The sequence below is a fragment of the Methylobacterium mesophilicum genome, assembly GCF_036441335.1.
GTDB lineage: Bacteria > Pseudomonadota > Alphaproteobacteria > Rhizobiales > Beijerinckiaceae > Methylobacterium > Methylobacterium mesophilicum_B.
Genome location: NZ_MLBW01000007.1, coordinates 62,219 through 88,321 on the forward strand (window position 1 = coordinate 62,219; position 26,103 = coordinate 88,321).

Genomic DNA, 26,103 nt, shown 5'->3' on the forward strand with positions numbered 1-26,103 from the left:
TTTCGACCGGGTCCGAGTTGTCTCACTCGGATGACCCGAGGGCTCCACGCGCGATCACGCTCGGTGTTGATCCCTGCCATCGCGCCATCGAGCGGCTCGGCTCAGCCAGCGCTCAGGGGCGCCACGACGGAGCCCCCGGAAAGAGTTCGGCTCAGCTTCGCGATGGGGATTGTCCCGCGCGCGGCGCCGCTTTCCGGTGCAACAACGCCCCACTCGGATCCGCGCATCGTGCCTGACGCGTGACCGGGGACATCGGCACGGCCGTCTCCTAGCGGAGCCTCGGGAGCAGAACATCCGGGTCGGCATATCCGGCGTTCGGCTGGCGCGCCTCATTCCGATGGACGAAGCGCCGCTCGATACAGTGCCAACTCGCGATCCCGAAGCAGAAAGCGATCGGAATGGTCATGATGATCAATAAAAGCGGCGTGATCCCGGGCATTTTCTGAATGAGGAGATTCTGTGTGGGCCACGCGTAGAGATACAGGCCGTAGCTCGGGTCCGTGCGGTCGACCCACTGGCTCAGATGATTGGCCGGCGTTGCCAGCGCATACCAGAAGATCAGGTATCCGCCGAAGATCGCGAAGGCCGGCTCCGCGAGACGGGGGACAAACAGGAGCCCCGTGCACGCGATCAGCGCCAGAAGAGCTCCGCGGTGCGTCAGACGAATGACGTCCCGCCAGATGTAGAACGCAGATCCCACGAGGAAGATGAAGGTCAGTCGGATCGTTGCGCTCGAACTGCCGAAGATGGGACTTCCGTGCGGTATATCCGGCATCGCGTGACGAAGGCCGTAGAGGACGCCGATCCCGACGATGATCCGGAGGCAGTAACGCCGTCCGGCAAACGTCGAGAGCGCGCCGATCCCGATCACGAACAAGTAGCAGCGGAACTCGTACGAGATCGTCCACATCGACCCGTTGAGGTCTGGATGGGGCAGGCCGGCAAACGCTCCGGGGACGACAGGCAAGCCGAGAATGAAGAGCTTCGTGACACTCTTGACGACCGGAATGTCGCTCAGCGTCCCGCCCGCCAAGCTTCCGAAAAGCAGCATCGAGACGATGAACGCGGCTATGAAACCCGGATAGATGCGCGCGACGCGCCGGGATAGATAAGTCTTCAGCGAGCGTGAGGACTGGAGGCTCTTCGTGATCAGGTAGCCGCTGATCAGGAAGAAGCCGTCAACGGCCAAGTCTCCCGAGAAGAAGCTGCCGGTCATCCGGACCAGGAAGTCGCGCCCGCGATCGCCGTCAATGAGTTCCGGTGCGTGTCCGATTATGACCAGCAACGCGAATGCGATCCGGAGGGAGCCGAAATTATTCCCTCGATCACCTCTCTCGACACGCGGGGTAGGGATACTCATGAGAGAGGGAACTCACATTTCGGTCCGCCGATGATCGGTCGTGTCACGTGGCGCACGGGAACATCCGATCGTCTCAGCGAATGCAGTCAGCCGCGACGATCACCGGATTCCGTGCCGCGCAGAGTCACCTTTTTGGGCGGTTCCGCACTTATGGAGTCACAATTTGCATTAGGTTTGGGCTTTGTGGCCATCGCGTGTCGACGGCCCGTCCGCTCTCGATCCGCTGGATCTGGAGCGGGCTGGCTGGCGCCGGATCCGGGCGCGGTCCCGGATCGACCGGGATCGCCGATGTTCAGACAGGGAATGCTGTCCCCGGTCTGCCAGCGTCGGTCACCGGGCCCGGAAGGCCGCCTCGAGGGCGTCCGACACCCCCGCCAGGGCCGCGGCGCGCGCGGCGGCGTCGGAGCCGATATGCGGGTCGCGCTGCACGCACGGGTCCGCGTAGGTGAACGGCGCGGCGTTCGCGCCCTCCACGAGGACGCCGTCCGCCGCCTCGCGGATCGCGCAGGCGCGGACGGTCTGCGCGCCCTTGGCGACCACGGGCTGGCTCGGCCCGGTCGGATTGTCGAAGACGTGCTGCGCCCCGGGATAGACGGTCAGGTCGACATCGGAACCAGCCGCTTTCAGACGCTCCGCGTAGGCGGCGCAGGTCGCGGCGGGATTGTAGTCGTCGCCGCTGCCCCCGAACATCCGGATCGGCCGGTCCACGACGGCGATGTCGTCGCGGAACCGGATCGAGCAGTCCGGATAGACCGGCAGGTAGAGGGCCGGCGTGACGCCGGAGCGGTTCCAGGCCGCGTCGAAGCGCTTGAGGCTCGCGTAGAGCGCGGCCTGACCGCCGCGCGAGAAGCCCATCACGGCGATCCGCGCCGGGTCGACCCGCGGATGCCGGGCCAGCACGCCCAGCGCCCGGTAGATGTCGAGGATCAGGTTCGTGCGCGCCAGGAGACCCTGGTCGGTGTTGACGCTGGTCAGGCCGCGCCCGGTGAAGCCGTCGATGGCGAAGGTCGAGATCCCGCGCGCCGCCAGCGCCCGCTGCCAGAACTCGATGTTGCCGCCCAGGCCCCCGGAGCCGTGCATCAGGATCACGGTCGGCAGGCGCTCCGTCCCCGCCTTGGCGACGCGCAGGAGTCCCGCGACCGTGACGGGCTTCGCTCCCTCGGACGTGCCGGTGAGGAACTGCCGGTCGGTCAGCGTCAGGCTCTCGAAGGGGTGAACCTCCACGCGGGCGGCGTAGCTGCCGAGATCGGCGACGCCGTCCGGCGCGGGCTCGGCAGAGGCCACCCGCGGGATGCCGGCCAGCAGGCAGGCCGCCAGGAACAGGATCGATCGCCGCATCGGAGCCCTCCGCCACCGTCCGGCAGCCTAGCAGCGGCGCGGGCGCCCTGTCGCCGCGGGAGGGACCGGAACCGGTTTCCCATCGGGGGCCGATGTCAGTCCCGGGGACGCTGGGCTACGCGGCCGCGCGATCGGCCAGGTAGGCGCGCCAGCCGCCGAAGCGCGTGATGTCGGCCGCCCCGTCGAGGCCGGCCGGCTCGACGAGGAAGCCCTTGGGCGCCGTGCCGTCGGCGAGCCGCAGCGTGCCGATGCCGAGCGGCGCCGGGATGGCGGCGACGAAGCGTCCGAACGCGGCGGGCGGCAGGGCCCACACCTCGGTCTCCGCGCCCCGGTTGCGCCGGGCGTACTCGGCGAGGAACCAGCGGCCGCGCTCGCTGGCGCTGATNGCGCGCCCAGGGCGGCGAGCAGCCCGTCCGAGCCGCGCGGCGCCAGCAGGGTGATCCCGGCGGGGAAGCCGTCGGCGCGGGGCCGCCCCGGCACCGCCAGGGCGCACCAGTCCAGCAGGTTGACGAAGTTGGTGTAGGTGCCGAGCTCGCTGTTCGGCCCGATCGGGTCGGCCGCCAGGGCCGCGCAGGTCTGCGGGCGCGGGTAGGTCGGCACGGCGAGGACGTCGATCCGGTCCCAGACCGCGTCCGCGGCCCGGCGCAGCGCCGCGAGGCGGTAGAGGCCCGCGAAGGCGTCCGCCGCGCTGTGGCGCTCGGCGGCGGCGATGACCGCCCGCGTCGTCGGGTGCAGGATCCCGGGGCGCGTCTCCATCACCGGGCGGATCGCCGCGTAGCGCTCGGCGACCCACGGGCCGTCGTAGAGCAGGGCCGCGACGGCGAACATCGGCGCGAGATCCACCGGTGCCGCCGCCCCGGCGAGCGCTTCGAGATCGGCGACCGTCGCCGCGAAGGCCGCCTCCGAGAGCCTGTCGCCGCCGAAACGGAGGCTCGCCGCGTCCGGGAGCCCGAGACGCAGGCCCGGCGGGAGGCCGGTGGGCGCCGCGGGCACCGGCAGGGCCCGCGACCAGGGATCGGCCCCGTCCGGACCCAGCATGACCCGGAAGGCCGCGTCGGCGTCCGCGACGGTGCCGGCGAAGACCGAGAGCGTGTCGAGGGTCCGGCAGGCCGGCAGCATCCCGCGGCTGGAGACCGCCCCCAGGGAGGGCTTCAGGCCGACGACGTTGTTGAGCGCGGCCGGCACCCGGCCCGAGCCCGCGGTGTCGGTGCCGAGGGCGAAGGCGACGATCCCGTGGGCCACCGCCACGGCCGAGCCGCTGCTGGACCCGCCGGGCACGTAGGCCGGATCGATCGCGTTGCGCGGGGCCGGGTAGGGGGTGCGCAGGCCGACCAGCCCGGTGGCGAACTGGTCGAGATTGGTCTTGCCGATCAGGATCGCGCCGGCCGCGAGGAGACGCGCCACCGCGGGCGCGGTCTCGGCGGGGGTGTGGGCGAAGTCCGGGCAGGCAGCGGTGGTCGGCAGCCCGGCAACGTCGATGTTGTCCTTCACGGCGAAGGGCACACCCCAGAGCGGCATCGCCGCGGGGTCGAAGGGCGGGAGCGCCGCCGCGGCTTCCTGCGCCTCCGCTTCCGGGACGAGCGCGAGGAAGATGCCGGGATCGCTGACCGCGGCGAGCCGCCGGTAGGCCTCGGCCACGACGGCGCGCGGGTCGAGGCCGTCGGCGTAGGCCGCGTGCAGGAGCGGGATCGTCGGGAAGGGGGGCACGGCGGCTCCTCGTTCTCAGGTCGGCGGAACAGGTTCGCGAGCGCGACGGGATACGGCGGTGGACCGGACGGCTTTTCTCGCTCGGGGCCCGACGCGGCCGGACGGCTCAGGACGCGTCGCCGGTGGCGCGGTACCAGTCGAGGATCTCGGTCCCCTGCATGAACACCGCGTCGCTGCGCGCCAGGATGGCGTCGAGCAGCCGCTCCAGCAGGCCGATCCGGTGCGGGACGCCGGTGATGTAGGGGTGGATCGCGAAGCTCATCACCTTGGCGCCGCCGAGCGGGCCGGCGCCGGCGGCCTCGGCGGCGAGCCGGTCGAGATGGGCGAGCGCCCGCTCCACGAACTCGTCGGCCCGATGGTGCTGGATGGCCAGAAGCGGGATGTCATTGAGCTCGACCGAGTAGGGGAGGGCGACGAGGTCGCCCGTGCGCGTCGCCACCCGGCAGGGGCGGTCGTCGACCACGAAGTCGCCGACGTACGCGAGGCCGGCCGCGCGCAGGTGGTCGGGCGTGTCGAGGGTCTCGGTGAGGCCCGGTCCCAGCCAGCCGCGCGGCGGGCGCCCCGTGGTCTCGGTGATCGCGGCGATCGTGCGGGCGATCATCTCGGGCTGGTCCGCGACCCTGTGGGTCGGGACCTGGTGGAAGCCGTGGGCCATGAATTCCCAGCCGGCCGCGTGGGCGGCCTCGGCAATGCGGGGATAGGCCTTGCAGACCGAGCCGTTGATCGACAGCGTCGGGCGGATTCCGCGGCGCTCGAACGCCTCGAGGAAGCGCCAGAACCCGACCCGCATCCCGTACTCGTGCCACGCCCAGTTCGGGATGTCCGGCAGCAGGCTGGCCGCGGTCGGCGGCACCAGGATCTGGCGCGGCATCGGGTTATCGATCAGCCAGTGCTCGACGTTGACCACCGGCCAGACGGCGACGTGCTTGCCCCCGGGCAGGGTCAGGCGCGGCCGGTCCACGGCGGCGCGGTAGGCGAGGCGATTCTCGGGCCGGCGGGGATCGTCGGGCGCGGTGTCCATCAGGCGGCGGCCCGCGGGGCGTGGTGGCTGTGGAGCTGGGCCGCGAGCATCCGGCGCAGGTCGTTGAAGGCCGGGCTCGACACGTCGCGCCGCCGCGGCAGCTCGACCGGGTGGATCGCCTCGATCCGGCCGGGGCCGGGCGACATCATCACGATGCGGTCGGCCAGGAAGATCGCCTCCTCGATGGCGTGGGTGACGAACAGGATCGTCAGCCCGGTCCGCGACCAGAGGTCGAGCAGCTCGTCCTGCAGGCGCTCGCGAGTCATGGCGTCGAGCGCCCCGAAGGGCTCGTCCATCAGCACGACCTCGGCCTCGTTGGCGAGCACCCGGGCGATGGCGACGCGCTGCTTCATCCCGCCCGAGAGCTGGTGCGGGTAGGCGTCGGCGAAGGCCTGGAGGCCGACCAGGGCGACATAGCGCTCAGCGATGTCGCGCACCTCGGCGGCGGGCCGCCCGCGGGATTTCGGGCCGAAGCCGATATTGTCGCGCACGCTGAGCCAGGGGAACAGGCCGTAATCCTGGAAGACCATGCCGCGGCTCGGTCCCGGCCCGGCGATCGGTTTGCCCCACATCAGGGCTTCCCCGGCGCTCGGCGCCTCGAAGCCGGCGGCGACCCGCAGCAGCGTCGACTTCCCGCAGCCCGAGGCGCCGAGCAGGCAGACGAATTCGCCCCGGGCGACCGTGAGGTTCGCCTCGCGCAGGGCCTCGGTCCGGCGCCCGCCCGCCGCGTAGGTCTTGGAGACCCCCCTCATGTCGAGGATCGGGATCGTGGGGTCAGCCATGGGTGGGGCTCCAGGCGAGCAGCCGGCGGCCGAGCTGCATGACCAGCCAGTCGGAGACGAAGCCCGCGACTCCGATCACCGCCATGCCGCAGATCACGATCTCGGTGCGCGAGAGCTGGCGCGCCTCCATGATGATCGCGCCGAGGCCGGTCTGGACGCCGGTCATCTCGCCGACCACGATCACCACCCAGGCGAAGCCCAGCCCCAGCCTCAGGCCGGTGAAGATCGACGGCAGCGCCGCCGGCAGCACCACGCGGACGAACTGCGCCGGCCCGGTGCAGCCGAGCATCGCGGCCGCCTCGAACAGGCGCGGCTCCACCGAGCGGACCCCGAACACGGTGTTGACCAGGATCGGGTAGAACGCCCCGAGGAATACGAGGAAGAAGGCCGAGCGCGGCCCCAGGCCGAACAGGATCATGGCGAGCGGCAGCCATGCGGTGACCGGCACGGGCCGCAGCACCTGCAGGACGGGGTCGAGCAGCGCCCGGATCAGGGGCACGCGGCCGATCAGCAGGCCGAGCGGCAGGGCGGCCGCGGCCGCCAGCGCGAAGCCGCCATAGACCCGGCTCAGCGAGGCCGCGAGATGGGTCCAGAGCGTGCCGCTGAAGGCGTCGTCGTTGACGCCGCCGACGGCGAGGTCCCGCATCTCGGCCCAGACCTCCGCGGGCGGCGGGATCAGGCTGTAGGGCCGGCCCGCGGTGGTGACCTGCCAGACCGCGACGAGCGCAGCCGGCACCACGCAGGCGAGCGCCAGCCGGCGCAGGTGGGCGAGCCCGGGCCCGGATCCGGCCCGGCCGGCGGGCGGGCGCCGGCGTCACCGCCGCCGGCAGGGCGCCGGCCTCGATGCCGGTGCTCACGCCCGCCCCAGCGCGTCGACGAAGCGGGTGTCGATGAAGCCGGGCTCCGGCAGCCGCTTGATCTGCTTGAGCGCGAGCATGTGCTGCGCGTAGGCGTCGGCCTGCCGGATCTCGTTCGGCCCGAGGCGCCAGGTCAGCTCGACGTTCGGGGCCGAGAGCTCGAGCGCCTCGCGCTTCTGCCCGAGCTTCGCCACCGCCATGGCGATCATCGCGTCGCGGTCGCCGGCCGCGAAGTCCGTCGCCTTGCGGTGGATCTCCAGCATGGTCCGGACGAGGTCCGGCCGCTCGGCCAACGTGTCGCGGTGGGCGCCGAACACCATGTTCAGCGCGCCCATCTCGGTGCCGTAGGGGTACTCGACGAGCTGGCCGACGCCCGAGGCGAGGCTGACGCCGGGGCCCGGCTCGGCGCCGACATAGGCGTCGACGTCGCCGCGGGCGAGCGCGATGTGCATCTCCGAGAACGATACGCGCACCGGGGTGATGTCCTTCACGGACAGGCCCTCCATGCGCATCCGCTCCAGGACGAAGACCTCCTGGGTGCTGCCGGGCCAGATCGCGACGCGCTTGCCGCGCAGGTCTTTGATGGCGTGGATGTCGGAGCCCTTCTTGGCGATCACCGCCATCCCGCGGTTGCAGGTGGAAGCGATCACCACGAGCGGCTCGCCGGCGGCGGCGCCCAGCGTCGCGGCGGCGATGCCGAAGGTGCCGAAATCCACCGACTTGGTGACCACGGCGTTCTTGCACTCGGTCGGGCTCTCGAAGGGCACCACCTCCACGTTCACCCCGGGCGGGGTGAAGCGCGCGTAGAAGCTCGGCGCGATCGAGTGGATCAGCTTGAGCGAGCCCATCCGGATCGTGACGGGCGCGCCCTGGGCGCGGGCCCGGTCCAGGGGCCCGAGGGCGAGGCCGGCCCCGAGACCGGCCAGGAGGGTGCGGCGGCGGATCATCGAACGGCTCCTGAAGGGTCCCGATGTGCCGACGCTACGGGCGGCGCCTGTTGCGAGGAAGTGCTATTTTTTGAGCGTGCTGTTGCCTTGCGGGCAACGGCCGGGCAGGGTGTGGGCGTGAAGCACCTGCGCACCGTCACCTACGTCGCCGAAGTCGCCCGCGCCGGCTCGATCCGGCGCGCTGCGGAGCGGCTGAATCTGACGCCCTCGGCCCTGACGCGGCAGATCCAGGATCTCGAATACGAGCTCGGCACGCCGATCTTCGAGCGCCTGCCGCAGGGGATGCGGCTCAACGCGGCCGGCGAGCTCTTCGCCCGGCACATCCGTGACCAGGCGGCCGATCTCGACCGGGTCCGCTCGCAGATCGCCGATCTGTCGGGGGTGCGCCGGGGTCACGTGGCGCTCGCCTGCAGCCAGGCCTTCGTCACCCAGGTGGTGCCCGAGGAGGTCGAGGCCTACCGCGCCCGCTTCCCGCAAGTCGGCTTCACCGTGCAGGTCCGCGACCATGCCCAGGCGGTCACCGCGCTCGCGGCCTTTGAGGCCGACCTCGCCCTGATCCTGCAGCCGCCGCCCTCGGCGGAGCTGCACCCGCTCTATTCCGGCCACCAGACCCTGTGCGCGCTGATGCGCCGGGGCCACGCGCTGGCGGCGGAGAGCGGGCCGGTGCGGCTGCGCGACTGTCTCGCGCACGCCTTGGCGCTGCCCGACCGATCGCTCGCCATCCGCCACCACATCGAGCACGCGCTGGCCCGGCGGGGCGTCGAGCTGCGGCCGGTCGTGGAGTCGGGCTCGCTGGAGTTCCTGCGCAACCTCACCCTGCGGGAGGACGTGGTCAGCCTGCAGGTGCCCAGCGGCATCCCGGAGGATCCGCGCCTGCACAGCCGGCCGATCGACACCCGCGACCTCACCCCGATGACGCTGGTCCTGGCGCAGCTGCGCGGGCGCTCGCTTTCGGTGGCCGCCGCCAAGTTCGCCGATCAGCTCGTCGTCCGGCTGAACCGGGAAGGGGCCTGACCGGGAAGAGGCCTCACCGGGACGGGGCCTGACCGGCGCCCCGCTCAGGCGGGCAGGCCGGCTTCGGCCAGCGCCGCGGCGTATCGCTGCCCCAGGGCGGCGACCGGGAAGGGGATCCGCGCCAGGAAGCCCGAGACCGTCAATCCGGGCTCGATCGCCAGGAGCTCGGCGACCGCCTGCCGGGCGCGCTCCGGCTGGCCGAGCCCGACATGGGCCACGGCGAGCGCCCGCAGGGCGACGGCCAAGCGCCGGTTCTGCGCCAGCGCCCGCTCGGCCCACCGGATCGCCTCGGGATAGTCGGCCTCGCTGACCGCCGCGACCGCCATCACGCCCGACATCAGCCAGCCGCGCGGATCCCGCGGGTTGAGCTGCAGCGCCCGCTCGACCATGGCGCGCCCCGCCTCCGCGCGGCCGCACATGGTCTCGATCCAGCCCGCGAGGGTGAGCGCCAGGGCGGAGTTCGGGTTGACGAGCAGCGCGCGGCCGAACAGGTCGCGCGCCCGGTCCCGCCCGGTCTCCGACATGTTCCAGACCGCGAAGGCCGCCATCCACAGCACCTGCGCGTCCCCGGGCGCGCGCTCGACCGCGCCCCAGGCCAGCCGCACGGCCGCCGCGCGCTCCGCGTCGCCCTGCGCGATCCAGCCCTGGACATGGCACTGCGCCCGGCAATAGGCCGCCGCGGCCATCGCCGGTGCGTAGCCCGGATCGAGCGCCAGGGCCTCGTCCAGGTGATCGAGCGCGGCCGCCATGCCGGCGGCGGTGAAGTCGGCCAGCCGGGCATTGGCCCGGAGCAGCCGGTCGTAGGCGTCCGGATGGGCCGGCGCGTCGCGCCCGAGCCGGCCGATCTCCGCCAGCTGGAGGGTGGGCTCGATCGCGGCGGCGGCGCGCGCGGCGACCCGCTCCTGCAGGGCGAAGACGTCGTCGAGCCCGCCGTCGAAGCTGTCGGCCCAGAGATGGGCGCCGGTCCCGGCATCGACCAACTGGCCGGTGATCCGCAGGCGCGACCCGCCGCGGCGCACGCTGCCGGCGACCACGTAGCCGACGCCGAGCTCCTGCCCGACCCGGCGCACGTCGATCGCCGCGCCCCGGTAGGTGAAGGTCGAGTTGCGCGCGATCACGAACAGGCCGCTGACGCGGGACAGCGCCGTGATGATCTCCTCGGTGATCCCGTCGGCGAAGTAGGCCTGATCCGGATCCGCGCTCATGTTGGTGAAGGGCAGGACCGCCACCGCGGGCAGGCGCGGCCCGGTGCGCCACGTGACGTCCGGCTCCGCCGCGTCTTCCGGAGCGATCCCGGGCGAGACCTCCGATGCGGCCTCCCGCACGGCGCCGACGAAGCGCACGCCCTTGCGCGGGAGCGTCCGGATCCAGCGCTGCTCGGTTCCGGTGTCGCCGATCGCCGACCGGGCCGCATTGATCCGGCTGCCGAGGGTCGCCTCGGAGACGATGCGCCCGTTCCAGACCGCCTCCAGCAGGTCGTCGCGGCTGACCACCCTGTCGCGCCGCTCGATCAGCACCCGCAGGAGGTCGAAGACCTGCGGCTCGACGGCGATCTCGGCGCCGTCCCGGCTGAGCTCGCGCCGGGCGGCATCTAGGGTGAAGGGTCCGAACCGGTAGATCACGGGGCGTTCCTGGGCGGGGCCATGTCCGCGTTCCGCGCCCTGCTCACCGAACCGGTCTCCGCGGCGGAGGGCGCTCTAGCACGGGCCCGGGCGGGCATAAATCATGGGCCTCTGAAGGTGTCCTCAAGGCCCTCTCAAAGCGCGGTGTCGAGCATCGGGATAGGTTTCGCTCCATCGAAGTCTTTCCGACGAGGGAGCCGTCCATGGCCCGCGAGACCGATCCCGACACAGCCGCCTGGAGCCGCCGCCGCCTCCTGAAGAGCGCGGTGGCCACCGCCGCCCTCGCCGAGCTCGGCCTCGGCGGGACCGCGCGGGCGCAGGGTGCCCCGGCCCCCGGCGCCCCGGTCCCCGGCGCCCTGGTCCCCGGCGCCCTGGTCCCCGGCGCCCTGGTCCCCGGCGCCCTGGTCCCCGGCGCCATGCCGGGCGTCCTGAAGCAGGTCGAGGCCGGCGTGCTCGACGTCGGCTACGTCGAGGCCGGTCCCGCCGACGGGCCGGCGGTCATCCTGCTTCACGGCTGGCCCTACGACATCCACGCCTTCGCGGAGGTCGTGCCGATCCTCGCGGCGGCCGGGCACCGGGTGATCGTGCCGTACCTGCGCGGCTACGGCACCACCCGCTTCCTGGCATCGGACACGGTCCGGAACGGCGAGCAGGCGGCACTCGCGGTGGACGTCATCGCCCTGATGGACGCCCTGAAGATCCCCCAGGCCGTCCTGGGCGGCTTCGACTGGGGCGCGCGGACGGCCGACATCGTCGCGGCGCTGTGGCCGGAGCGGTGCCGGGCGCTGGTGGCGGTCAGCGGCTACCTGATCGGCAACCAGGAGGCCGGCAAGAAGCCGCTGCCGCCGCGGGCCGAGCTGTCCTGGTGGTACCAGTTCTACTTCGCCACCAGCCGGGGACGGGCCGGCTACGAGGCCTACCGCGCCGACTTCGCCAAGCTGATCTGGCAGACCGCCTCGCCGCGCTGGCGCTTCGACGACGCCACCTTCGCGCGGAGCGCCCCGGCCCTCGACAACCCGGATCACGTCAGCATCGTCATCCACAATTACCGCTGGCGGATGGGCCTCGCCGAGGGCGAGCGCCGGTACGACGCGCTGGAGAGCCGCCTCGCGCAGGCGCCCACGATCGGCGTGCCGACCATCACCCTGGAGGGCGACGCGAACGGCGCCCCGCATCCGGACCCCGCCAGCTACGCGGCCAAGTTCACCGGGCGCTACGCGCACCGGCTGATCACCGGTGGGATCGGCCACAACCTCCCGCAGGAGGCCCCGCGCGTCTTCGCGCAGGCCGTGATCGACGCGGCCGCGGCCTGACCGCGCCGGCGCGGCCGGATCATCCCCGGACACACGATCATCCCGAGACGATGACGGAGGTTGCCATGCGGTTCCTGGCTGTCGCGCTGCCGGCCCTGCTCGCTGGCGGCCTGCTTCTGGAAGGCTCCGCGGCGCGCGCCGTGGATCCCGGGACCGCCCCGTCGGCCTCGCCGATCTACGGCGTCACCGTCCCGGACGGGTACCGCGACTGGCAGCTCGTCGGCGTCGCGCAGGAGACCGGGGCCCTCGACGAGCTGCGCGCCGTCGTCGGCAACGCGCGGGCGCTGGACGCCTACCGGTCCGGCACCCTGCCGTTCCCGGACGGGACGGTGCTGGTGAAGCGCGCCTGGTCCCGGGTGCCGTCCGCGGAGTTCGCCCCGGCCTTCGTGCCCGGTGGCGCCACGACGGTCCAGGTCATGGTGAAGGATTCGCGGCGCTACGCGGCGACGGGGGGCTGGGGGTTCGGCCGCTTCGTCGACGGCAAGCCCGCGGACGCGGCCCAGCACGAGACCTGCTTCGCCTGCCACAGCGCGAATGTCCGGGACCACGACTACGTGTTCACGCGGCTCGCGCCCTGACGCGGGCCGCCGCCCGGACGGCCGCAGCGGCCTGTCAGCGCGCCGCTTCCCTCAACTTCCGCTCGATGCCGCGCCTTGCGTCTCCCGTCAGCCGGCGCCTACACCTTTGCCGGCTCAAGCTCGGCCCGGACCGGGCGGGGACATGACGGCGCCGGCCCGAGGCACGGCCCCGCAGGGAGGATAGCGCGTGACGATCGCCCGATATGGCGCAGCCCTGGCGCTGCTCTGCGGCTTCGGTTCCCTCTCGCCCCTCAGGGCCGACGAGTGCCCCAATCGCGGCCAGCTCGACGACGCCTACTGCGACGCCAACAAGGACCTCGTCGCCGATGTCCCGGCCAAGACCCGCGACCCGAGCGTGATCGTCTTCGCCTACACGCCGGTGGAGGATCCCGCGGTCTACGAGAACTCGTTCAAGCCGTTCACGACCTACCTGAGCCAGTGCACGGGCAAGCGCGTCGTCTACTACCCGGTCCAGTCGAACTCGGCCGAGATCGAGGCGATGCGCTCCGGCCGGCTCACGGTGGCGGGCTTCTCGACCGGGCCCCTCGGCTTCGCCGTGAACATGGCCGGCGCGGTCCCGTTCGCCGCCAAGGGCACCGAGAAGGGGCCTGAGGGCTACAACCTCATCGTCGTGGTCAAGGCGAGCAGCCCCTACAAGACGCTGGCCGACCTCAAGGGTAAGCGCGTGGCCCACACGGCGCCGTCGTCGAATTCCGGCAACCTCGCGCCCAAGGCGCTGTTCCCCGAGCAGGGGCTGAAGCCCGGCGAGGACTACACGCTCATCTACTCGGGCGGCCACGACAAGTCGGCGCTGGGCGTCGGCACCGGAGACTACGACGCCGCCCCGGTGGCCTCGGACGTGTTCTACCGGATGGTCGCCCGTGGCACGATCAAGGGCGACGATTACCGGGTGATCTACACGAGCGAGAAGTTCCCGACCTCGGGCTTCGCCTACGCCCACGATCTGAAGCCGGAACTCGCCGAGAAGCTGAAGCAGTGCTTCTACGATTTCCGGTTCCCGCCCGACATGGTCAAGGATTTCGAGGGCGACGACCGGTTCGCGCCGATCACCTACCTCAAGGACTGGGCGATCGTCCGCAAGGTCGCGGAGGAATCGGGCACGCCGTACAACAAGGTCGCCTACGAGCGCGAGGCCGCCCGCGAGGCCGAGGCGGCCCGCAAGAAGGCCGCGGGCGCGCCCAAACCGTGATGCAAGCGGTGACGGCGGGGAGTGCGGCGCGCGCGGTCGCGGCCGGACCCGAGGGCGATCCCCGGGCGGAGGATCCCCGCGCCCTGGTGATCCGCGGGCTGACCAAGGCGTACCGGGCCGGCCAGCCGGTCCTGAAGGGTATCGACCTCGTGGTGCCGGGCACCGGGCTCACGGCGATCATCGGGCCGTCCGGCACCGGCAAGAGCACCCTGATCCGCTGCATCAACCGGCTGGTCCAGCCGACCTCGGGGGAGATCCTGTTCCGCGGGGAGGACCTCGCCCGGCTCTCCGGCCCCGCCCTGCGCCGGGCGCGGCGCCGGATCGGGATGGTGTTCCAGGAGTACAATCTGGTCGAGCGCCTCTCGGTGATGGAGAACCTGCTCTGCGGCCGCCTCGGCTACGTGCCGGCGTGGCGCGCGTGGCTGCGGCGCTTCCCGGAGGCGGACGTCGCCCGCGCCTTCGACCTCCTCGACGCGGTCGGCCTAGCGGGCTTCGCCACCCGCCGGGCCGACGCCCTGTCGGGCGGGCAGCGCCAGCGCGTCGGCATCGCCCGGGCGATCATGCAGGAGCCCGAGATCGTGCTCGCCGACGAGCCGACCTCGTCCCTCGACCCGAAGAGCTCCGTCGAGATCATGGAGATCCTGTCCCGGCTCGCGGCCGAGCGCGGCGTACCGGTGGTGGTCAACATCCACAACGTGGCGCTCGCCCAGCGCTTCGCCGCCCGGGTCGTCGGCATGTCGGGCGGGCACGTGGTCTATGACGGGCCGCCGGACCGGCTGAGCGAGGCCGACCTGCGCGGCATCTACGGCGGCGAGAACTGGCTCGAATGAGCGCGCCCGCCCGCCCGGCCTCCCCGGACGCTTCCCCCGACCGCGTCGCGTTCCGGCCCAACTGGACCGCCCGCGCCGGCTGGGCGCTCCTCGCCGTCTACGCGGTCTACGCGGCGACCCAGCTCGGCTTCTCGCCCGAGCGCTTCGCCGGCGGCCTCGCCCACGGGCAGCGATTCCTGGCCCGGATGTTCCCGCCGAACTTCTCCCGCTGGGAGCTGATCCAGTCGGGTATCGTCGAGAGCCTGCAGATCGCCGTGATCGCCACGGTGGCCGGCATCGCGGTCGCCCTGCCGATCGGCTTCATGGCGGCCCGCAACCTGATGCCGGCCTGGGTGACGTGGCCGACCCGGATCCTGATCGCGCTCTGCCGGTCGTTCCACCCGATCATCGTGGCGATCCTGTTCGTGAAGGCGATCGGCTTCGGGGCGCTCGCCGGCGTCATGGCGCTGATCGTCGCCTCGGTGGGCTTCATCGCCAAGCTGTTCGCCGAGGCGATCGAGGAGATCTCCCTGAAGCAGGTCGAGGCGGTGCGGGCGACCGGCGCCGGCTTCCTGTCGACCCTGATCATGGGCGTGCAACCACAGGTGCTGCCGCGCTTCATCGGCTTCGCCACCTACCAGCTCGATTCCAACCTGCGGAACTCGACCATGGTGGGCATCGTCGGCGGCGGCGGCATCGGCGCGACGCTGTTCACCGCCTACCAGCGCTTCGACTTCGACGTGGTGCTGGCGATCCTGATCGTCATCGTCGCCCTGATCATGGTGGCCGAGATCGTCTCCGGCTGGGCCCGCAAGGTGTTCCAGTGAGCGTCGCCCTCGCGTCCGCTCCCGCCCCTCCGCGCCGCTGGCAGCGCTTCCCCCTGTGGAAGCGACTGGCGCGGCTCGCCTTCACGCTCTGCGCGGTGGCGGCCTTCGTGGCGAGCCTGCGCACCATCGAGGTGATCCCGGAATTCCTCTACGACGCCCCCGACCAGCTCGCCGACCTGTTCGGCCGGATGTGGCCGATGGATGCCGGCTATGTCGGGCCGACCCTGCGGGCGCTGGTGGAGACGCTCCACATCGCGACGCTCGGCACCCTGATCGCCATCGCGATCGCGGTGCCGATCGGGCTGATGGCGGCCCGCAACGTCACGCCCAGCCGCGCGCTGAACCTGTTCGCCAAGTTCGTGTTCGTGACCTCGCGCTCGGTGAATTCCCTGGTCTGGGCGCTGCTGTTCGTGGCGGTGTTCGGACCGGGGCCGCTCGCCGGGACCCTGGCGATCGCGCTCCGCTCCGTCGGCTTCACCGGCAAGCTGTTCGCCGAGGCGCTGGAGGAGGCCAATCGCGGCTCGATCGAGGCCCTGCAGGCCGCGGGCGCCGGCCGGATGTCGACGCTGCTGCTCGGCTACTGGCCGCAGGTGAAGCCGGCCTTCTGGTCGATCGCGCTGTTCCGCTGGGACATCAACATCCGCGAATCCGCCGTGCTGGGGCTGGTCGGCGCGGGCGGCATCGGCGTCGCGCTCGATACCGCCCTGAACCTGCTCTACTGGGACCAGGTTGCCGTGGTGCTCGCCGCGATCTTCGGCGTCGTCATCCTGGCCGAGATCGTCGTGACGGCGCTCCGCGCCCGGACACTCTGAGCCGCCACCCCGTCAGCGCCCCAGCGACATGCCGAGGGGCGGCTCGACCTCCGGCGGCAGCGGCGAGACGTAGCCCGCCGCGCCGACCCGGCGGGCGAGGTCCGCCTTGGCGGCGTCGCGCAGGGCCGCGTCGGTCACCGCCCGGGCGCCGGTCGCGGCCATCGCCTTGGCGACCTGCACCATCGCCTTGTGAGCCGCCGGGGTCTTCCCCTGCGCCACCACCTGCCAGGTGTGGAACGGCGTGCCGATCGCCACCGTGGGCGCGTGGGCCTGGACGGTCGGCACGACCCAGCTGACGTCGCCGACGTCGGTGGAGCCCACCGCCGGGTTGCGCGGCGCGTCGAGGGGCACGAGGAAATCGGCGAGCGGTGCCTCGGTGCGGGGCATCCCGATGGCGCGGAACACGGCATCGAGGTCGCCGTCGGTGAGCGTCGCCCGGATCTTGCCGGCGAAGGCCCGGTCGGCTTCATCGAAATGCGGTGGCCCGAGCTCCTCCATCACGCCGTGCAGCGCCCGCTCCAGGGGATCGTTGCCCAGCAGGTTCGACACCGCGCTGACGATCCGCACCTCGACCGCGGTCTCGGTCATCAGGGCGGCGCCCTCGGCGATCTTCTTCACCCGCTCGACCAGCGCCAGCATGCCCGGCAGGTCGCGGGCCCGGATCGAGTAGCGCACCGTCGCGCCGGCCTGAACGACGTTCGGCGCGATGCCGCCGGCGTCGAGATAGGCGTAATGCACCCGCGCGTCGGACGGCATGTGCTCGCGCATGTAGTTCACGCCGACGCTCATCAGCTCGACCGCGTCCAGCGCCGAGCGCCCGAGATGGGGCGCGGCCGCCGCGTGGGCGGTGCGGCCGGTGAAGACGAAGTCGGCCCGGGTGTTGGCGAGCGCCACCGGCGGCGCCACCTCCCAGAAGCTGCCCGGATGCCAGGTGATCGCGATGTCGGCATCCGCGAAAGCGCCGGCGCGGACCATGAACGCCTTGGCGGCGCCGCCTTCCTCCGCGGGACAGCCGTAGTAGCGCACGCGGCCGGGCGTGCCGGTCTCGGCGAGCCAGTCCTTCAGGGCGGTGGCGGCGAGCAGCGCGGCCGAGCCGAGGAGGTTGTGCCCGCAGCCGTGGCCGTGGCCGCCCGCCTCCACCGGCCGGTGCTCGGCGACGCCCGCCTCCTGCGACAGGCCCGGGAGGGCGTCGTACTCGCCCAAGAAGGCGATGACCGGCCCGCCGTCCCCGGCCTCGCCCATCACGGCGGTGGGGATGCCGGCGACCGCTTCCGTGACCCGGAAGCCCTGGTGGCGCAGCTCGGCGACGTGCTCGGCGCAGGAGCGCTCTTCCGTGTAGCAGACCTCCGGCATGCCCCAGACCCGCTCGGACAGGGCGATCAGTCGCTCCGACTGCGCGTCGACGTGGCGCCACACGGCGTTGCGGTTGTCCATCGTGTCGTCTCCGGGAAGGCCGGTGGTCGGCTTCGCGCCACCATAGCGGGCTCGGCGCCGTCATCGCGAGCGCAGCGAAGCGACCCAGGGTTGCGCGCCCTCGGGAAGCGTGGCGCTGCTGGATCGCTTCGCTCCGCTCGCAAAGACGGTGGTGTGGCGCTTCGGGCAGAGTGCCGCATCGGGTCCGCGGACGCAGAGCCGCGGCCATCCGACCATCCGGATCGGATCCCCGACATCACGTTTCGGTTGAACCGTCACTGGCCCGCCCCTTGCCAAGGCCGCCACCGGAATGTTGCTGTGCCGCGCGTGGCGGTCAACGGGATGCGTACATGGACGAGCGGGATCTGCGCGGCCTCATCGGGCGGGTGAAGGACGGCCGCCTGTCGCGGCGCGCCTTCGTGCAGCGGATGGTGGCCGTCGGCCTCACCGCGCCGATGGCCGGTCTGATGCTGGCCGGGAACGGCGTCGCGATGGCGGCCGATATCCGGGCCGGCTACAAGCCGGCCAAGGCCGGCGGCGGCGGCGCACTCAAGCTGCTCTGGTGGCAGGCGCCGACCCTGATCAACCCGCATTTCGCCGTCGGCACCAAGGACCAGGACGCGTCGCGGATCTTCTACGAGCCGCTCGCCGCCTGGGATCCGGACGGCAACCTCGTGCCGGTGCTCGCCGCCTCGATCCCGTCCAAGGAGAACGGCGCGCTCGCCGCCGACGGCCGCTCGGTGGTCTGGACGCTCAAGCCGGGCGTCAAGTGGCACGACGGCAAGCCGCTCACCGCCGACGACCTCGTCTTCACCTGGGAATATGCCCGCGACCCCGCCACCGCGGCGGTGACGGCCGGCTCCTACAAGGATTGCAAGGTCGAGAAGATCGACGACCTCAGCGTTCGGGTCCTGTTCGACAAGCCGACGCCCTACTGGTGCGACGCTTACGTCGGCATCGTCGGGATGGTGCTGCCCAAGCACCTGTTCGGGCCCTACAGCGGCGCCAAGTCCCGGGACGCGCCCCAGAACCTCGCCCCGGTGGGCACCGGCCCGTACCGGTTCGTGGAGTTCCGGCCCGGCGACATCGTCCGCGGCGCGCTTAACCCCGACTACCACCTGCCGAACCGGCCCTACTTCGACACGGTCGAGATGAAGGGCGGCGGCGACGCGGTCTCGGCCGCCCGGGCCGTGCTCCAGACCGGCGAGTACGACTACGCCTGGAACATGCTGATCGAGGACGAGGTGTTGAAGCGCCTGGAGACCGGCGGCAAGGGCCGGGTCGACGTGGTCTACGGCGGCAAGCTCGAGTTCCTGCTCCTCAACGCCGCCGACCCGAACGTCGAGGTGGACGGCGAGCGCGCCGCGATCACCACCAAGCACCCCGCCTTCTCCGACCCGAAGGTGTGCCAGGCGATGAACCTGCTGGTCGACCGCAAGTCGATCCAGACCTACATCTACGGACGCACCGGCAAGCCCACCGCCAACACGGTCAACGGCCCGGAGCGCTTCGTCTCGAAGACCACGAGCTTCGCCTTCGACCCGGCCAAGGCCAACGCGCTCCTCGACGAGGCCGGCTGGACGAAGGGCTCCGACGGCATCCGCGCCAAGGACGGCAAGAAGCTTAAGCTCCTCTTCCAGACCTCGATCAACGCCCCGCGCCAGAAGACCCAGGCGATCATCAAGCAGGCGGCCGCCAAGGCCGGCATCGAGATCGAGCTGAAATCGGTGACCGGCTCGGTGTTCTTCTCCTCCGACCCGGCCAACCCCGACACCTGCACGCATTTCTACGCCGACATGGAGATGTACGCCTACAGCATGACGCAGGCCGATCCGGCGATCTGGCTGCTCATGTACGCCTCCTGGGAGGTGGCCCAGAAGGCCAACAAGTGGCAGGGCCGCAACGTCGTGCGCTGGCGCAACGCCGCCTACGACGAGGCCTACAGCGCCGCCCAGAGCGAGCTCGACCCGGTCAAGCGGGCGGCGCTGTTGATCAAGTGCAACGACCTCGCGGTCTCCGAGAACGTGCTGCCGCTGATCCACCGCGCCGAGGTCTCGGCGGTGGGCGCGACGCTCACGGCGCCCCGCAGCGGCTGGGACAACGACCTGTCGTTCCTGCCCGACTGGTATCGGGAGGCCTGAGCGGCAGGGGAAGCGCCCGATGGGCGCCTACATCCTGCGACGCCTCCTGATCGCGATCCCGAGCCTGCTCGGCATCAGCCTGATCCTGTTCACCGTCCTGGCGCTCGCGCCGGGCGACCCGTTCGGCGAGCTCGCCAGCAACCCGAACGTGCCCCCCGAGGTCCGGGCGGCGCTCCGCGTCAAGTTCGGCCTCGATGACCCGATCCTCACCCGCTACCTGCACTGGCTCACCGCCATGCTGCAGGGCGACTGGGGCTTCTCGTTCGCGAGCCGGGTCAACGTCGACACCCTGATCCTGCAGCGGCTGCCCACGACCCTGTTCGTGGTCGGCTCCTCGCAGGTCCTGGCGCTGCTGATCGCCGTGCCGGTGGGCCTCTACGCCGCGCGCCGGCCCTACTCGCTCGCCGACCAGGTCGCCAACACCCTGGCCTTCGTGGGCTTCTCGCTGCCGACCTTCTTCACCGGCCTGCTGTTCATCCTGCTGTTCTCGATCAAGCTCGGCTGGCTGCCCTTCGTCTACCAGGCCGACCTGCCGGGCTCCGGCCTGCCCTGGATCTGGGCGAATGTCCGACAGGCAATCATGCCGGTGGCGGTGCTGGGCTTCTTCCAGGCCGCCTCCTACACCCGGTACGTGCGCGCCTCGGCGCTGGACGTCGCCCGCCTCGACTACGTCACCACGGCCCGCGCCAAGGGCCTGACCGAGGGCACGGTGACCCGCCGGCACATCGCCCGCAATGCGCTGATCCCGGTGGTGACGCTCGTCGCCCTCCAGATCCCGGCGGTGTTCGGCGGCGCCATCGTCACCGAGCAGATCTTCCGGATCCCCGGCATCGGCTCGCTGCTGATCGACGCGATGCTGGCCAACGACACGCCGGTGGTGATGGCGGTGACCTTCGTGTTCGCCGGCCTTGTCATCCTGTTCAACCTCGTCGCGGACCTGCTCTATGGCTGGCTCGACCCTCGCATCGCCCTCCGATGAGGCGGTGCCCGTCGCCCGCGCGCCGGCCTCGCCGGGGCGGGAGACGTGGCGGCGCTTCCGGCGGCACCGGCTGGCGCTCGCCAGCGTCGGCGTGCTGGCGCTCCTCGTCGCCGGCGTGGTGTTCGGCGGCCTGATCTGGCCGGTCGCCATCGACGACATCGACTTCGCGGCCCAGCTCCAGGGCCCGTCCTGGGACCACCCGTTCGGCACCGACGATCTCGGCCAGGACCTGCTCGCCCGGATGATCTACGGCGGCCGGATCTCGCTCGCGGTCGGCTTCGCCGCGATGGCGGTGGCGAGCCTGATCGGCGTGCTGGTCGGCGCGCTCGCCGGCATGTCGCGCCGGTTCCTCGACCCGGTGCTGATGTGGCTGACCGACCTGTTCCTGTCCCTGCCGCAACTGCCGCTGCTGCTCCTCGTGATCTACCTGTTCCGCGACAGCCTGAAGGCCGTGTTCGGCAGCCAGGGCGGCGTGTTCCTGATGATCGTCGCGGTGATCGGGGGCCTGCGCTGGATGCCGGTCGCCCGGCTGGTGCGGGCGCAGTTCCTGAGCTTGCGCGAGAAGGAGTTCGTGGAGGCGGCCCGCTCGCAGGGGGCGACGACCGGGCACCTCGTGCGCCGCCACATCCTGCCGAACGCGCTGGGACCGGTGATCGTGGCGGCCTCGATCGAGGTCTCGTCCGCGATCATCGCGGAATCGACGCTGTCCTTCCTGGGGCTCGGCTTCCCGCCCGACATCCCGACCTGGGGGCGGCTGCTGTTCGACGCCAAGGACCACCTCGACGTCGCGCCCCACTGGGCGCTGTTTCCCGGCGGCGCGATCTTCCTGACGGTGCTGTCGATCAACTTCATCGGCGACGGTTTGCGCGACGCCCTCGATCCGCGGCGGGTCCTCTAGCGATGGCAGATCCGGTGGACCCGATCCTCTCGGTCTCCGACCTCACCGTGTCCTTCCGCTCGGACGGGCGCTGGCGCGAGGTCGTGCACGGCGTCTCGTTCGACGTGGGCCCCCGCGAGACGGTGGCGCTCGTGGGCGAATCCGGCTCCGGCAAGAGCGTCAGCGCCCTGTCGATCCTGCGCCTCCTGCCGCGGGACGCGAGCCGCATCGGCGGGCGCGTGCGCTTCGAAGGCCGCGAGCTCCTCGCCGCCCCCGAGTCCGAGATGCGGCGGGTGCGCGGCGATTCCATCGCCATGATCTTCCAGGAGCCGATGACCTCCCTGAACCCGGTCCTGACCATCGGCTTCCAGATCGCCGAGGCTCTGATCCGGCACCGGGGCCTGTCGCGGAGCGCCGCCGAGGCGGAGGCGCTCCGGCTCCTCGACAAGGTCCGGATCCCGGCCGCCCGGTCGCGCCTGCACGAGTACCCGCACCGCTTCTCGGGCGGCATGCGCCAGCGGGTGATGATCGCCATGGCGCTCGCCTGCCGGCCGAAGCTCCTCATCGCCGACGAGCCAACCACCGCGCTCGACGTCACGATCCAGGCCCAGATCCTCGACCTCATCAAGAGCCTGCAGGACGCGGAGGGCATGTCGGTCCTGTTCATCACCCACGACATGGGGGTGGTCGCCGAGATCGCCGACCGCACCGTGGTGATGTACCGGGGCCGCGCCGTGGAGGCCGGCCCGACCGCGCGGATCTTCGACGCCCCCGCCGAGCCCTACACGCGGGCGCTGCTGGCCGCGGTCCCGCGGCTCGGGACCATGGCGGGCCGGCCCCGCCCGATGCGCTTCCCGGTGGTCGACCGGGCCACCGGCCTGGCCGCGCCGACGCCCGAGACCCCCGACACCGTCAGGGCCGCCGAGCGCCCGGTGCTGGAGGTGCGCGACCTGACCACCCGGTTCGACATCCGCTCCGGCCTCCTCGGCCGCGTGACCGGCCGCGTGCACGCGGTGGAGCGGGTCTCGTTCAGCCTCGCGGCCGGCGAGACCCTGGCGCTCGTCGGCGAATCCGGCTGCGGCAAGTCCACCACCGGCCGGTCGATCCTGCGCCTCGTCGAGCCGCTCTCGGGCTCGGTCCTGCTCGACGGCGAGGACGTCACCGGCCTCGATCCGAAGACCCTGCGCGCCCGCCGCCAGCGCATGCAGATGATCTTCCAGGACCCGTTCGCCAGCCTCGACCCGCGCCTGAGCGTCGGCGCGGCGGTGGCGGAGCCGCTGCTGATCAACCGCCTCGCGCCGCCCCGCGAGGCCCGGCGGCGGGCGGAGGACCTGCTGGCCCGGGTCGGGCTTCCCCCCGAGACCGCCGGGCGCTTCCCGCACGAGTTCTCCGGCGGCCAGCGCCAGCGCATCTGCATCGCCCGGGCGCTCGCCCTGAATCCCCGCCTGATCGTCGCCGACGAGGCGGTCTCGGCGCTCGACGTCTCGGTGAAGGCGCAGGTCGTGAACCTGATGCTCGACCTCCAGGCGGAGTTCGGCCTCGCCTACCTGTTCATCTCGCACGACATGGCGGTGGTGGAGCGGGTGAGCCACCGGGTGGCGGTGATGTATCTCGGCGAGATCGTGGAGATCGGCCCCCGGGCCGCGATCTTCGGCGACCCGCGGCACCCCTACACCAAGAAGCTTCTGGCCGCCGTGCCGGTCCCGGACCCGGCCCGGCGCGGCGAGCGGCACGCCCTGCCGGACGACGAGATCCGCAGCCCGATCCGCGCGCCCGACTACGTGGCGCCGGAGCGGCTCTACCGGGAGGTCGCGCCCGGCCACGTCGTGCAGGACTGCGGCGACGACTGGGACGCGGGTTCCCGCCAGGGCGCGGCCGCCTGAAGCCGGCGGCCCGGAAGCACGCCCGGCGACGGGACCCATCGTAAAGCTTGCGGTTGTGCTCGATATACGTGCAATCTTGCTCAGAAAGCGATCAGTACCAGTAAGAAATCTTTGATTATTTCCGCATTAATGTAGGCGCTACACACGCGGTGTGTTGCCGCGATCGAGCGGTCGAGAGGCTTCCTTGCGCGCGAGCGATTTCAGATCCTTCCACGAGGCGTCGAAGCGCAGCGGCGTGATCCTGTCGTTCGGCGGAGATCTGTCGGAGAACATCCTGTTCTCGCTCGGGGAAGTGCTGAAGCTGCGCATGCGGCACGAGGAGACCGACGCTGCCGTCGCCAAGCGCGTCTTCTCGATCTTCGTCGAGCAGGCCCAGAACGTGATCCGCTACTCGGCCGACAGGGTCGCGCCCGCCGAGCCGCCGGGCCCCGCCCGGGTCAGCGCCGGCATGATCGCTGTCGGCACCGAGGAGGGCCGGTTCTTCGTGGTCTGCGGCAACGAGGTCGGCAGGACCGAGGTGCCGCGGCTGCGCGAGCGGCTCGACGAGATCGCCACCCTGTCGAGCGACGAGCTCAGGAAGGTCTACCGCGAGAAGCTGCGCCAGCCGCCGGACGAGGGCAGCCTCGGCGGCAGCATCGGGCTGATCGAGATCGCCCGCCGGTCGAGCGCCCCAGTCGAGTACGACTTCCAGGATCTGGGCGCGGAGCGCAGCCTGTTCTGCCTCAAAGCCTTCATCTGAGGACCGCACGGACATGGACCGCATCACGCTGCCCCGGACCGAGCGCTCGCCCGAGGTCGATTTCGACTTCGCGTCGGGGCGGCTCGTCCTGCGCGGCGAATCCTACCCGGAGGACGCCGCCGCGTTCTTCGGCCCGCTGCTGCAGGCCCTGCGCGGCCACCTCGCGGCGACCGAGGCGAGCCCGATCACCTTCGACGTCGCGCTCGCCTACTTCAACTCGTCGAGCGCCAAGGCGCTGATGAATCTGTTCATGCCGCTCGAGGACGCCGCCGCCGAGGGGCGCCCGGTGACGATCCGCTGGATGTTCGGCGCCGACGACGACGTGATCCAGGAGGCCGGCGAGGATTTCGCGGCCGACTTCGCGCATGCCCGGTTCGAGATGATCGCGAGCGTCCCCGCGTGAGCCCGCACCGGGCGCCGGCCCACGATCTCCTGTCCGAGCCCGCGGATGCCTTCAGCCTGTTCGACACCGAGGAGGCCGTCCTCGGCCGGTCCGAGGTGATGCTGGCCCGCCTCGCCGAGGTCGGTGACGGGGTGCGCGAGCTCGCCGGCGCCTACCGGCGCAGCTACCACGAGCAGCGCCGGCTGGTGCGGCTCAGCGACCGGATGCAGCTCGACCTGCACCGCGCCAACCAGCGCCTCGCCGAGCAGCAGCGCGCCCTGCGCCACCTCAACGACGCCCTCTCGGCCGAGATCGAGCACCGGGCGCGCCTCGAGGGCGAACTCCGCCGCCTCGCCGACACCGACCACCTCACCGACGCCCTGTCGCGCCGCCGCTTCCTGCAGATCTGCGAGGAGGTCTGGGCCCGGACCCAGTCGGGCGACACGCCCTCCAGCGTGCTGATGCTCGACCTCGACCGCTTCAAGCTGATCAACGACCGCTACGGCCACAGCGCGGGCGACACGGTCCTCAAGGCCTTCGTCGAGACCTGCCGCGACAGCCTGCGCGCGGTCGACGTGATCGGCCGCATGGGCGGCGAAGAATTCGCCATCCTCGTCACCGGCACCGTGCTGGCCGAGGCGCAGGTCATCGCCGAGGCGCTCCGCCACGCGGTGGCGCAGCGGCCGGTGCGCCTGGAGCACGGGCCGCTGCCGATCTCGGTGAGCATCGGCCTCGCGGCGTTCGGCCCGAGCGAGTCGATGTCGGCGACGCTCCGGCGGGCCGACGCGGCGCTCTACGCCGCCAAGCATGCCGGTCGCGACTGCGTGCGCTGCGCGGCAGAGCCGGGCGCGTCCCTGACCTGAGGCGCCGCCCGTCCCTCGCGCGGAACCGCTGTGACATGGAGTGACGTCGCGTGAGCGGACCTGACACGGCCCTGGACAGCCCGCGTCCCGTCGGGGGGCTCCGCGGCGCGCGACCCCTGCGGACCGGGGATGCCCTGGCGCGGCTCGGCTTCGCCGACATCGACCCCGTCCCNCGGGCACGCGGCTGTCGTTCTACGGCCATGTCGGTGACGGCAACATCCACTTCAATCTGCTGGTGCCGGAGGACGTCGTCGCGGACATCGCCGTGCCGGTGGCGGGCGCCACCTTCTACCTGATGACGGACGGCATCACCGACCAGATGGGCCGCGCGGCGCCGGACCGGGCACCGCGACTCCTCGGCCAGCGCGGCGTGGCCGACAGCCTCCTGCGCCACGCCGCCCTGCCGCTCGCCGAACAGGCCGCCGCCCTCGAGGCCGATCTCGACGCCTATCGCGGCGCTGAGGCCCGACGGGACGACATGACCCTCGTGGCATTCCGGTTTCCCTCCGAGACGGCGACGGCCGCCGGCTGAGACCGGCCGTCTCCCCGGCGCCATTGATGCCAGGTGCGCATCGATCGATCCAACGATGGCGTTGGACAGGCCGTCCGGCCTGCGCCACTCCTGGTCC

The 26,103-nt window shown here is 71.9% G+C and carries 21 protein-coding genes and 3 pseudogenes; 15 read left to right on the top strand and 9 right to left on the bottom strand.

What is annotated here, in order from left to right:
• Positions 1 to 268: 268 nt before the first annotated feature.
• The 7 genes and pseudogenes from MMR14E_RS05495 to MMR14E_RS05525 form a co-directional block, all read right to left on the bottom strand.
• Entirely contained in the window at positions 269 to 1,360 is a 1,092-nt protein-coding gene (locus tag MMR14E_RS05495) for an acyltransferase (RefSeq protein ID WP_331313194.1), read from the bottom strand.
• 330 nt (positions 1,361 to 1,690) lie between these two features.
• The gene (locus MMR14E_RS05500; RefSeq protein ID WP_331313195.1) at positions 1,691 to 2,698 is read right to left on the bottom strand and encodes a dienelactone hydrolase family protein; all 1,008 of its coding nucleotides are present in this window, start codon (positions 2,696 to 2,698) and stop codon (positions 1,691 to 1,693) included.
• 115 nt (positions 2,699 to 2,813) lie between these two features.
• Positions 2,814 to 4,405, bottom strand: a pseudogene (gene atzF, locus MMR14E_RS05505) (allophanate hydrolase).
• 106 nt (positions 4,406 to 4,511) lie between these two features.
• Positions 4,512 to 5,426: a polysaccharide deacetylase family protein gene (locus MMR14E_RS05510; RefSeq protein ID WP_331313196.1), complete on the bottom strand. Its 915-nt coding sequence runs from the start codon at positions 5,424 to 5,426 to the stop codon at positions 4,512 to 4,514.
• Positions 5,426 to 6,208, bottom strand: coding sequence for an ABC transporter ATP-binding protein (locus MMR14E_RS05515; protein WP_331313197.1), 783 nt, complete (start codon positions 6,206 to 6,208; stop codon positions 5,426 to 5,428). The genes MMR14E_RS05510 and MMR14E_RS05515 overlap by 1 nt, the downstream gene beginning before the upstream one ends.
• Positions 6,201 to 7,065: pseudogene (locus MMR14E_RS05520) on the bottom strand (ABC transporter permease). Before MMR14E_RS05520 ends, MMR14E_RS05515 begins: the two are co-directional and overlap by 8 nt.
• The gene (locus tag MMR14E_RS05525; protein ID WP_331313198.1) at positions 7,062 to 8,012 is read right to left on the bottom strand and encodes an ABC transporter substrate-binding protein; all 951 of its coding nucleotides are present in this window, start codon (positions 8,010 to 8,012) and stop codon (positions 7,062 to 7,064) included. The pseudogene MMR14E_RS05520 and the gene MMR14E_RS05525 overlap by 4 nt, the downstream one beginning before the upstream one ends.
• A gap of 117 nt (positions 8,013 to 8,129) precedes the next feature.
• Between MMR14E_RS05525 and MMR14E_RS05530 the strand changes: the two genes are divergently transcribed.
• Entirely contained in the window at positions 8,130 to 9,026 is an 897-nt protein-coding gene (locus tag MMR14E_RS05530; protein ID WP_287080272.1) for a LysR family transcriptional regulator, read from the top strand.
• 44 nt (positions 9,027 to 9,070) lie between these two features.
• Here MMR14E_RS05530 and MMR14E_RS05535 read toward each other — a convergent pair whose 3' ends face one another.
• A complete protein-coding gene (locus MMR14E_RS05535; RefSeq protein WP_331313199.1) occupies positions 9,071 to 10,648 on the bottom strand; it encodes a winged helix-turn-helix domain-containing tetratricopeptide repeat protein in 1,578 nt (525 codons plus the stop codon).
• A 203-nt stretch (positions 10,649 to 10,851) separates the two neighbouring features.
• Here MMR14E_RS05535 and MMR14E_RS05540 point away from each other — a divergent pair, with 203 nt between their 5' ends.
• From MMR14E_RS05540 to phnE (MMR14E_RS05565), 6 genes are all read left to right on the top strand, one after another.
• Positions 10,852 to 11,961 carry an alpha/beta hydrolase gene (locus MMR14E_RS05540; protein ID WP_331313200.1) on the top strand — a complete coding sequence of 370 codons (1,110 nt, stop codon included), beginning with the start codon at positions 10,852 to 10,854 and terminating at the stop codon, positions 11,959 to 11,961.
• A 65-nt stretch (positions 11,962 to 12,026) separates the two neighbouring features.
• Positions 12,027 to 12,539, top strand: coding sequence for a cytochrome P460 family protein (locus tag MMR14E_RS05545; RefSeq protein ID WP_331313201.1), 513 nt, complete (start codon positions 12,027 to 12,029; stop codon positions 12,537 to 12,539).
• Between the two features lie 187 nt (positions 12,540 to 12,726).
• The gene (gene phnD, locus MMR14E_RS05550) at positions 12,727 to 13,749 is read left to right on the top strand and encodes a phosphate/phosphite/phosphonate ABC transporter substrate-binding protein (protein ID WP_331313202.1); all 1,023 of its coding nucleotides are present in this window, start codon (positions 12,727 to 12,729) and stop codon (positions 13,747 to 13,749) included.
• Positions 13,749 to 14,579 carry a phosphonate ABC transporter ATP-binding protein gene (gene phnC / locus MMR14E_RS05555; RefSeq protein WP_331313203.1) on the top strand — a complete coding sequence of 277 codons (831 nt, stop codon included), beginning with the start codon at positions 13,749 to 13,751 and terminating at the stop codon, positions 14,577 to 14,579. Before phnD ends, phnC begins: the two co-directional genes overlap by 1 nt.
• On the top strand, positions 14,576 to 15,385 hold the full coding sequence (gene phnE / locus MMR14E_RS05560; RefSeq protein WP_331313204.1) for a phosphonate ABC transporter, permease protein PhnE: 810 nt from the start codon (positions 14,576 to 14,578) through the stop codon (positions 15,383 to 15,385). The genes phnC and phnE (MMR14E_RS05560) overlap by 4 nt, the downstream gene beginning before the upstream one ends.
• On the top strand, positions 15,382 to 16,197 hold the full coding sequence (gene phnE / locus MMR14E_RS05565) for a phosphonate ABC transporter, permease protein PhnE (protein ID WP_331313205.1): 816 nt from the start codon (positions 15,382 to 15,384) through the stop codon (positions 16,195 to 16,197). Before phnE (MMR14E_RS05560) ends, phnE (MMR14E_RS05565) begins: the two co-directional genes overlap by 4 nt.
• 12 nt (positions 16,198 to 16,209) lie before the next feature.
• Here phnE (MMR14E_RS05565) and MMR14E_RS05570 read toward each other — a convergent pair whose 3' ends face one another.
• Positions 16,210 to 17,631, bottom strand: a complete 1,422-nt coding sequence (locus tag MMR14E_RS05570; protein ID WP_331313206.1) for a M20 family metallopeptidase — start codon at positions 17,629 to 17,631, stop codon at positions 16,210 to 16,212.
• Between the two features lie 329 nt (positions 17,632 to 17,960).
• Here MMR14E_RS05570 and MMR14E_RS05575 point away from each other — a divergent pair, with 329 nt between their 5' ends.
• The 8 genes and pseudogenes from MMR14E_RS05575 to MMR14E_RS05610 all read left to right on the top strand — a co-directional run.
• Positions 17,961 to 19,751, top strand: coding sequence for a peptide ABC transporter substrate-binding protein (locus MMR14E_RS05575; protein WP_331313207.1), 1,791 nt, complete (start codon positions 17,961 to 17,963; stop codon positions 19,749 to 19,751).
• 19 nt (positions 19,752 to 19,770) lie between these two features.
• The gene (locus MMR14E_RS05580; protein ID WP_331313208.1) at positions 19,771 to 20,730 is read left to right on the top strand and encodes an ABC transporter permease; all 960 of its coding nucleotides are present in this window, start codon (positions 19,771 to 19,773) and stop codon (positions 20,728 to 20,730) included.
• Entirely contained in the window at positions 20,696 to 21,628 is a 933-nt protein-coding gene (locus MMR14E_RS05585) for an ABC transporter permease (RefSeq protein ID WP_331313209.1), read from the top strand. Before MMR14E_RS05580 ends, MMR14E_RS05585 begins: the two co-directional genes overlap by 35 nt.
• 2 nt (positions 21,629 to 21,630) lie before the next feature.
• Positions 21,631 to 23,490, top strand: coding sequence for an ABC transporter ATP-binding protein (locus tag MMR14E_RS05590; RefSeq protein WP_331313210.1), 1,860 nt, complete (start codon positions 21,631 to 21,633; stop codon positions 23,488 to 23,490).
• Positions 23,491 to 23,674: 184 nt separating this feature from the next.
• The gene (locus tag MMR14E_RS05595; RefSeq protein WP_331313211.1) at positions 23,675 to 24,229 is read left to right on the top strand and encodes a SiaB family protein kinase; all 555 of its coding nucleotides are present in this window, start codon (positions 23,675 to 23,677) and stop codon (positions 24,227 to 24,229) included.
• A 13-nt stretch (positions 24,230 to 24,242) separates the two neighbouring features.
• Positions 24,243 to 24,632 carry a DUF1987 domain-containing protein gene (locus MMR14E_RS05600; protein ID WP_012321503.1) on the top strand — a complete coding sequence of 130 codons (390 nt, stop codon included), beginning with the start codon at positions 24,243 to 24,245 and terminating at the stop codon, positions 24,630 to 24,632.
• Entirely contained in the window at positions 24,629 to 25,474 is an 846-nt protein-coding gene (locus tag MMR14E_RS05605) for a GGDEF domain-containing protein (RefSeq protein ID WP_331313212.1), read from the top strand. The genes MMR14E_RS05600 and MMR14E_RS05605 overlap by 4 nt, the downstream gene beginning before the upstream one ends.
• 241 nt (positions 25,475 to 25,715) lie before the next feature.
• A pseudogene (locus MMR14E_RS05610) lies at positions 25,716 to 26,006 on the top strand (SpoIIE family protein phosphatase); the annotation flags it as partial.
• Positions 26,007 to 26,103 lie beyond the last annotated feature (97 nt).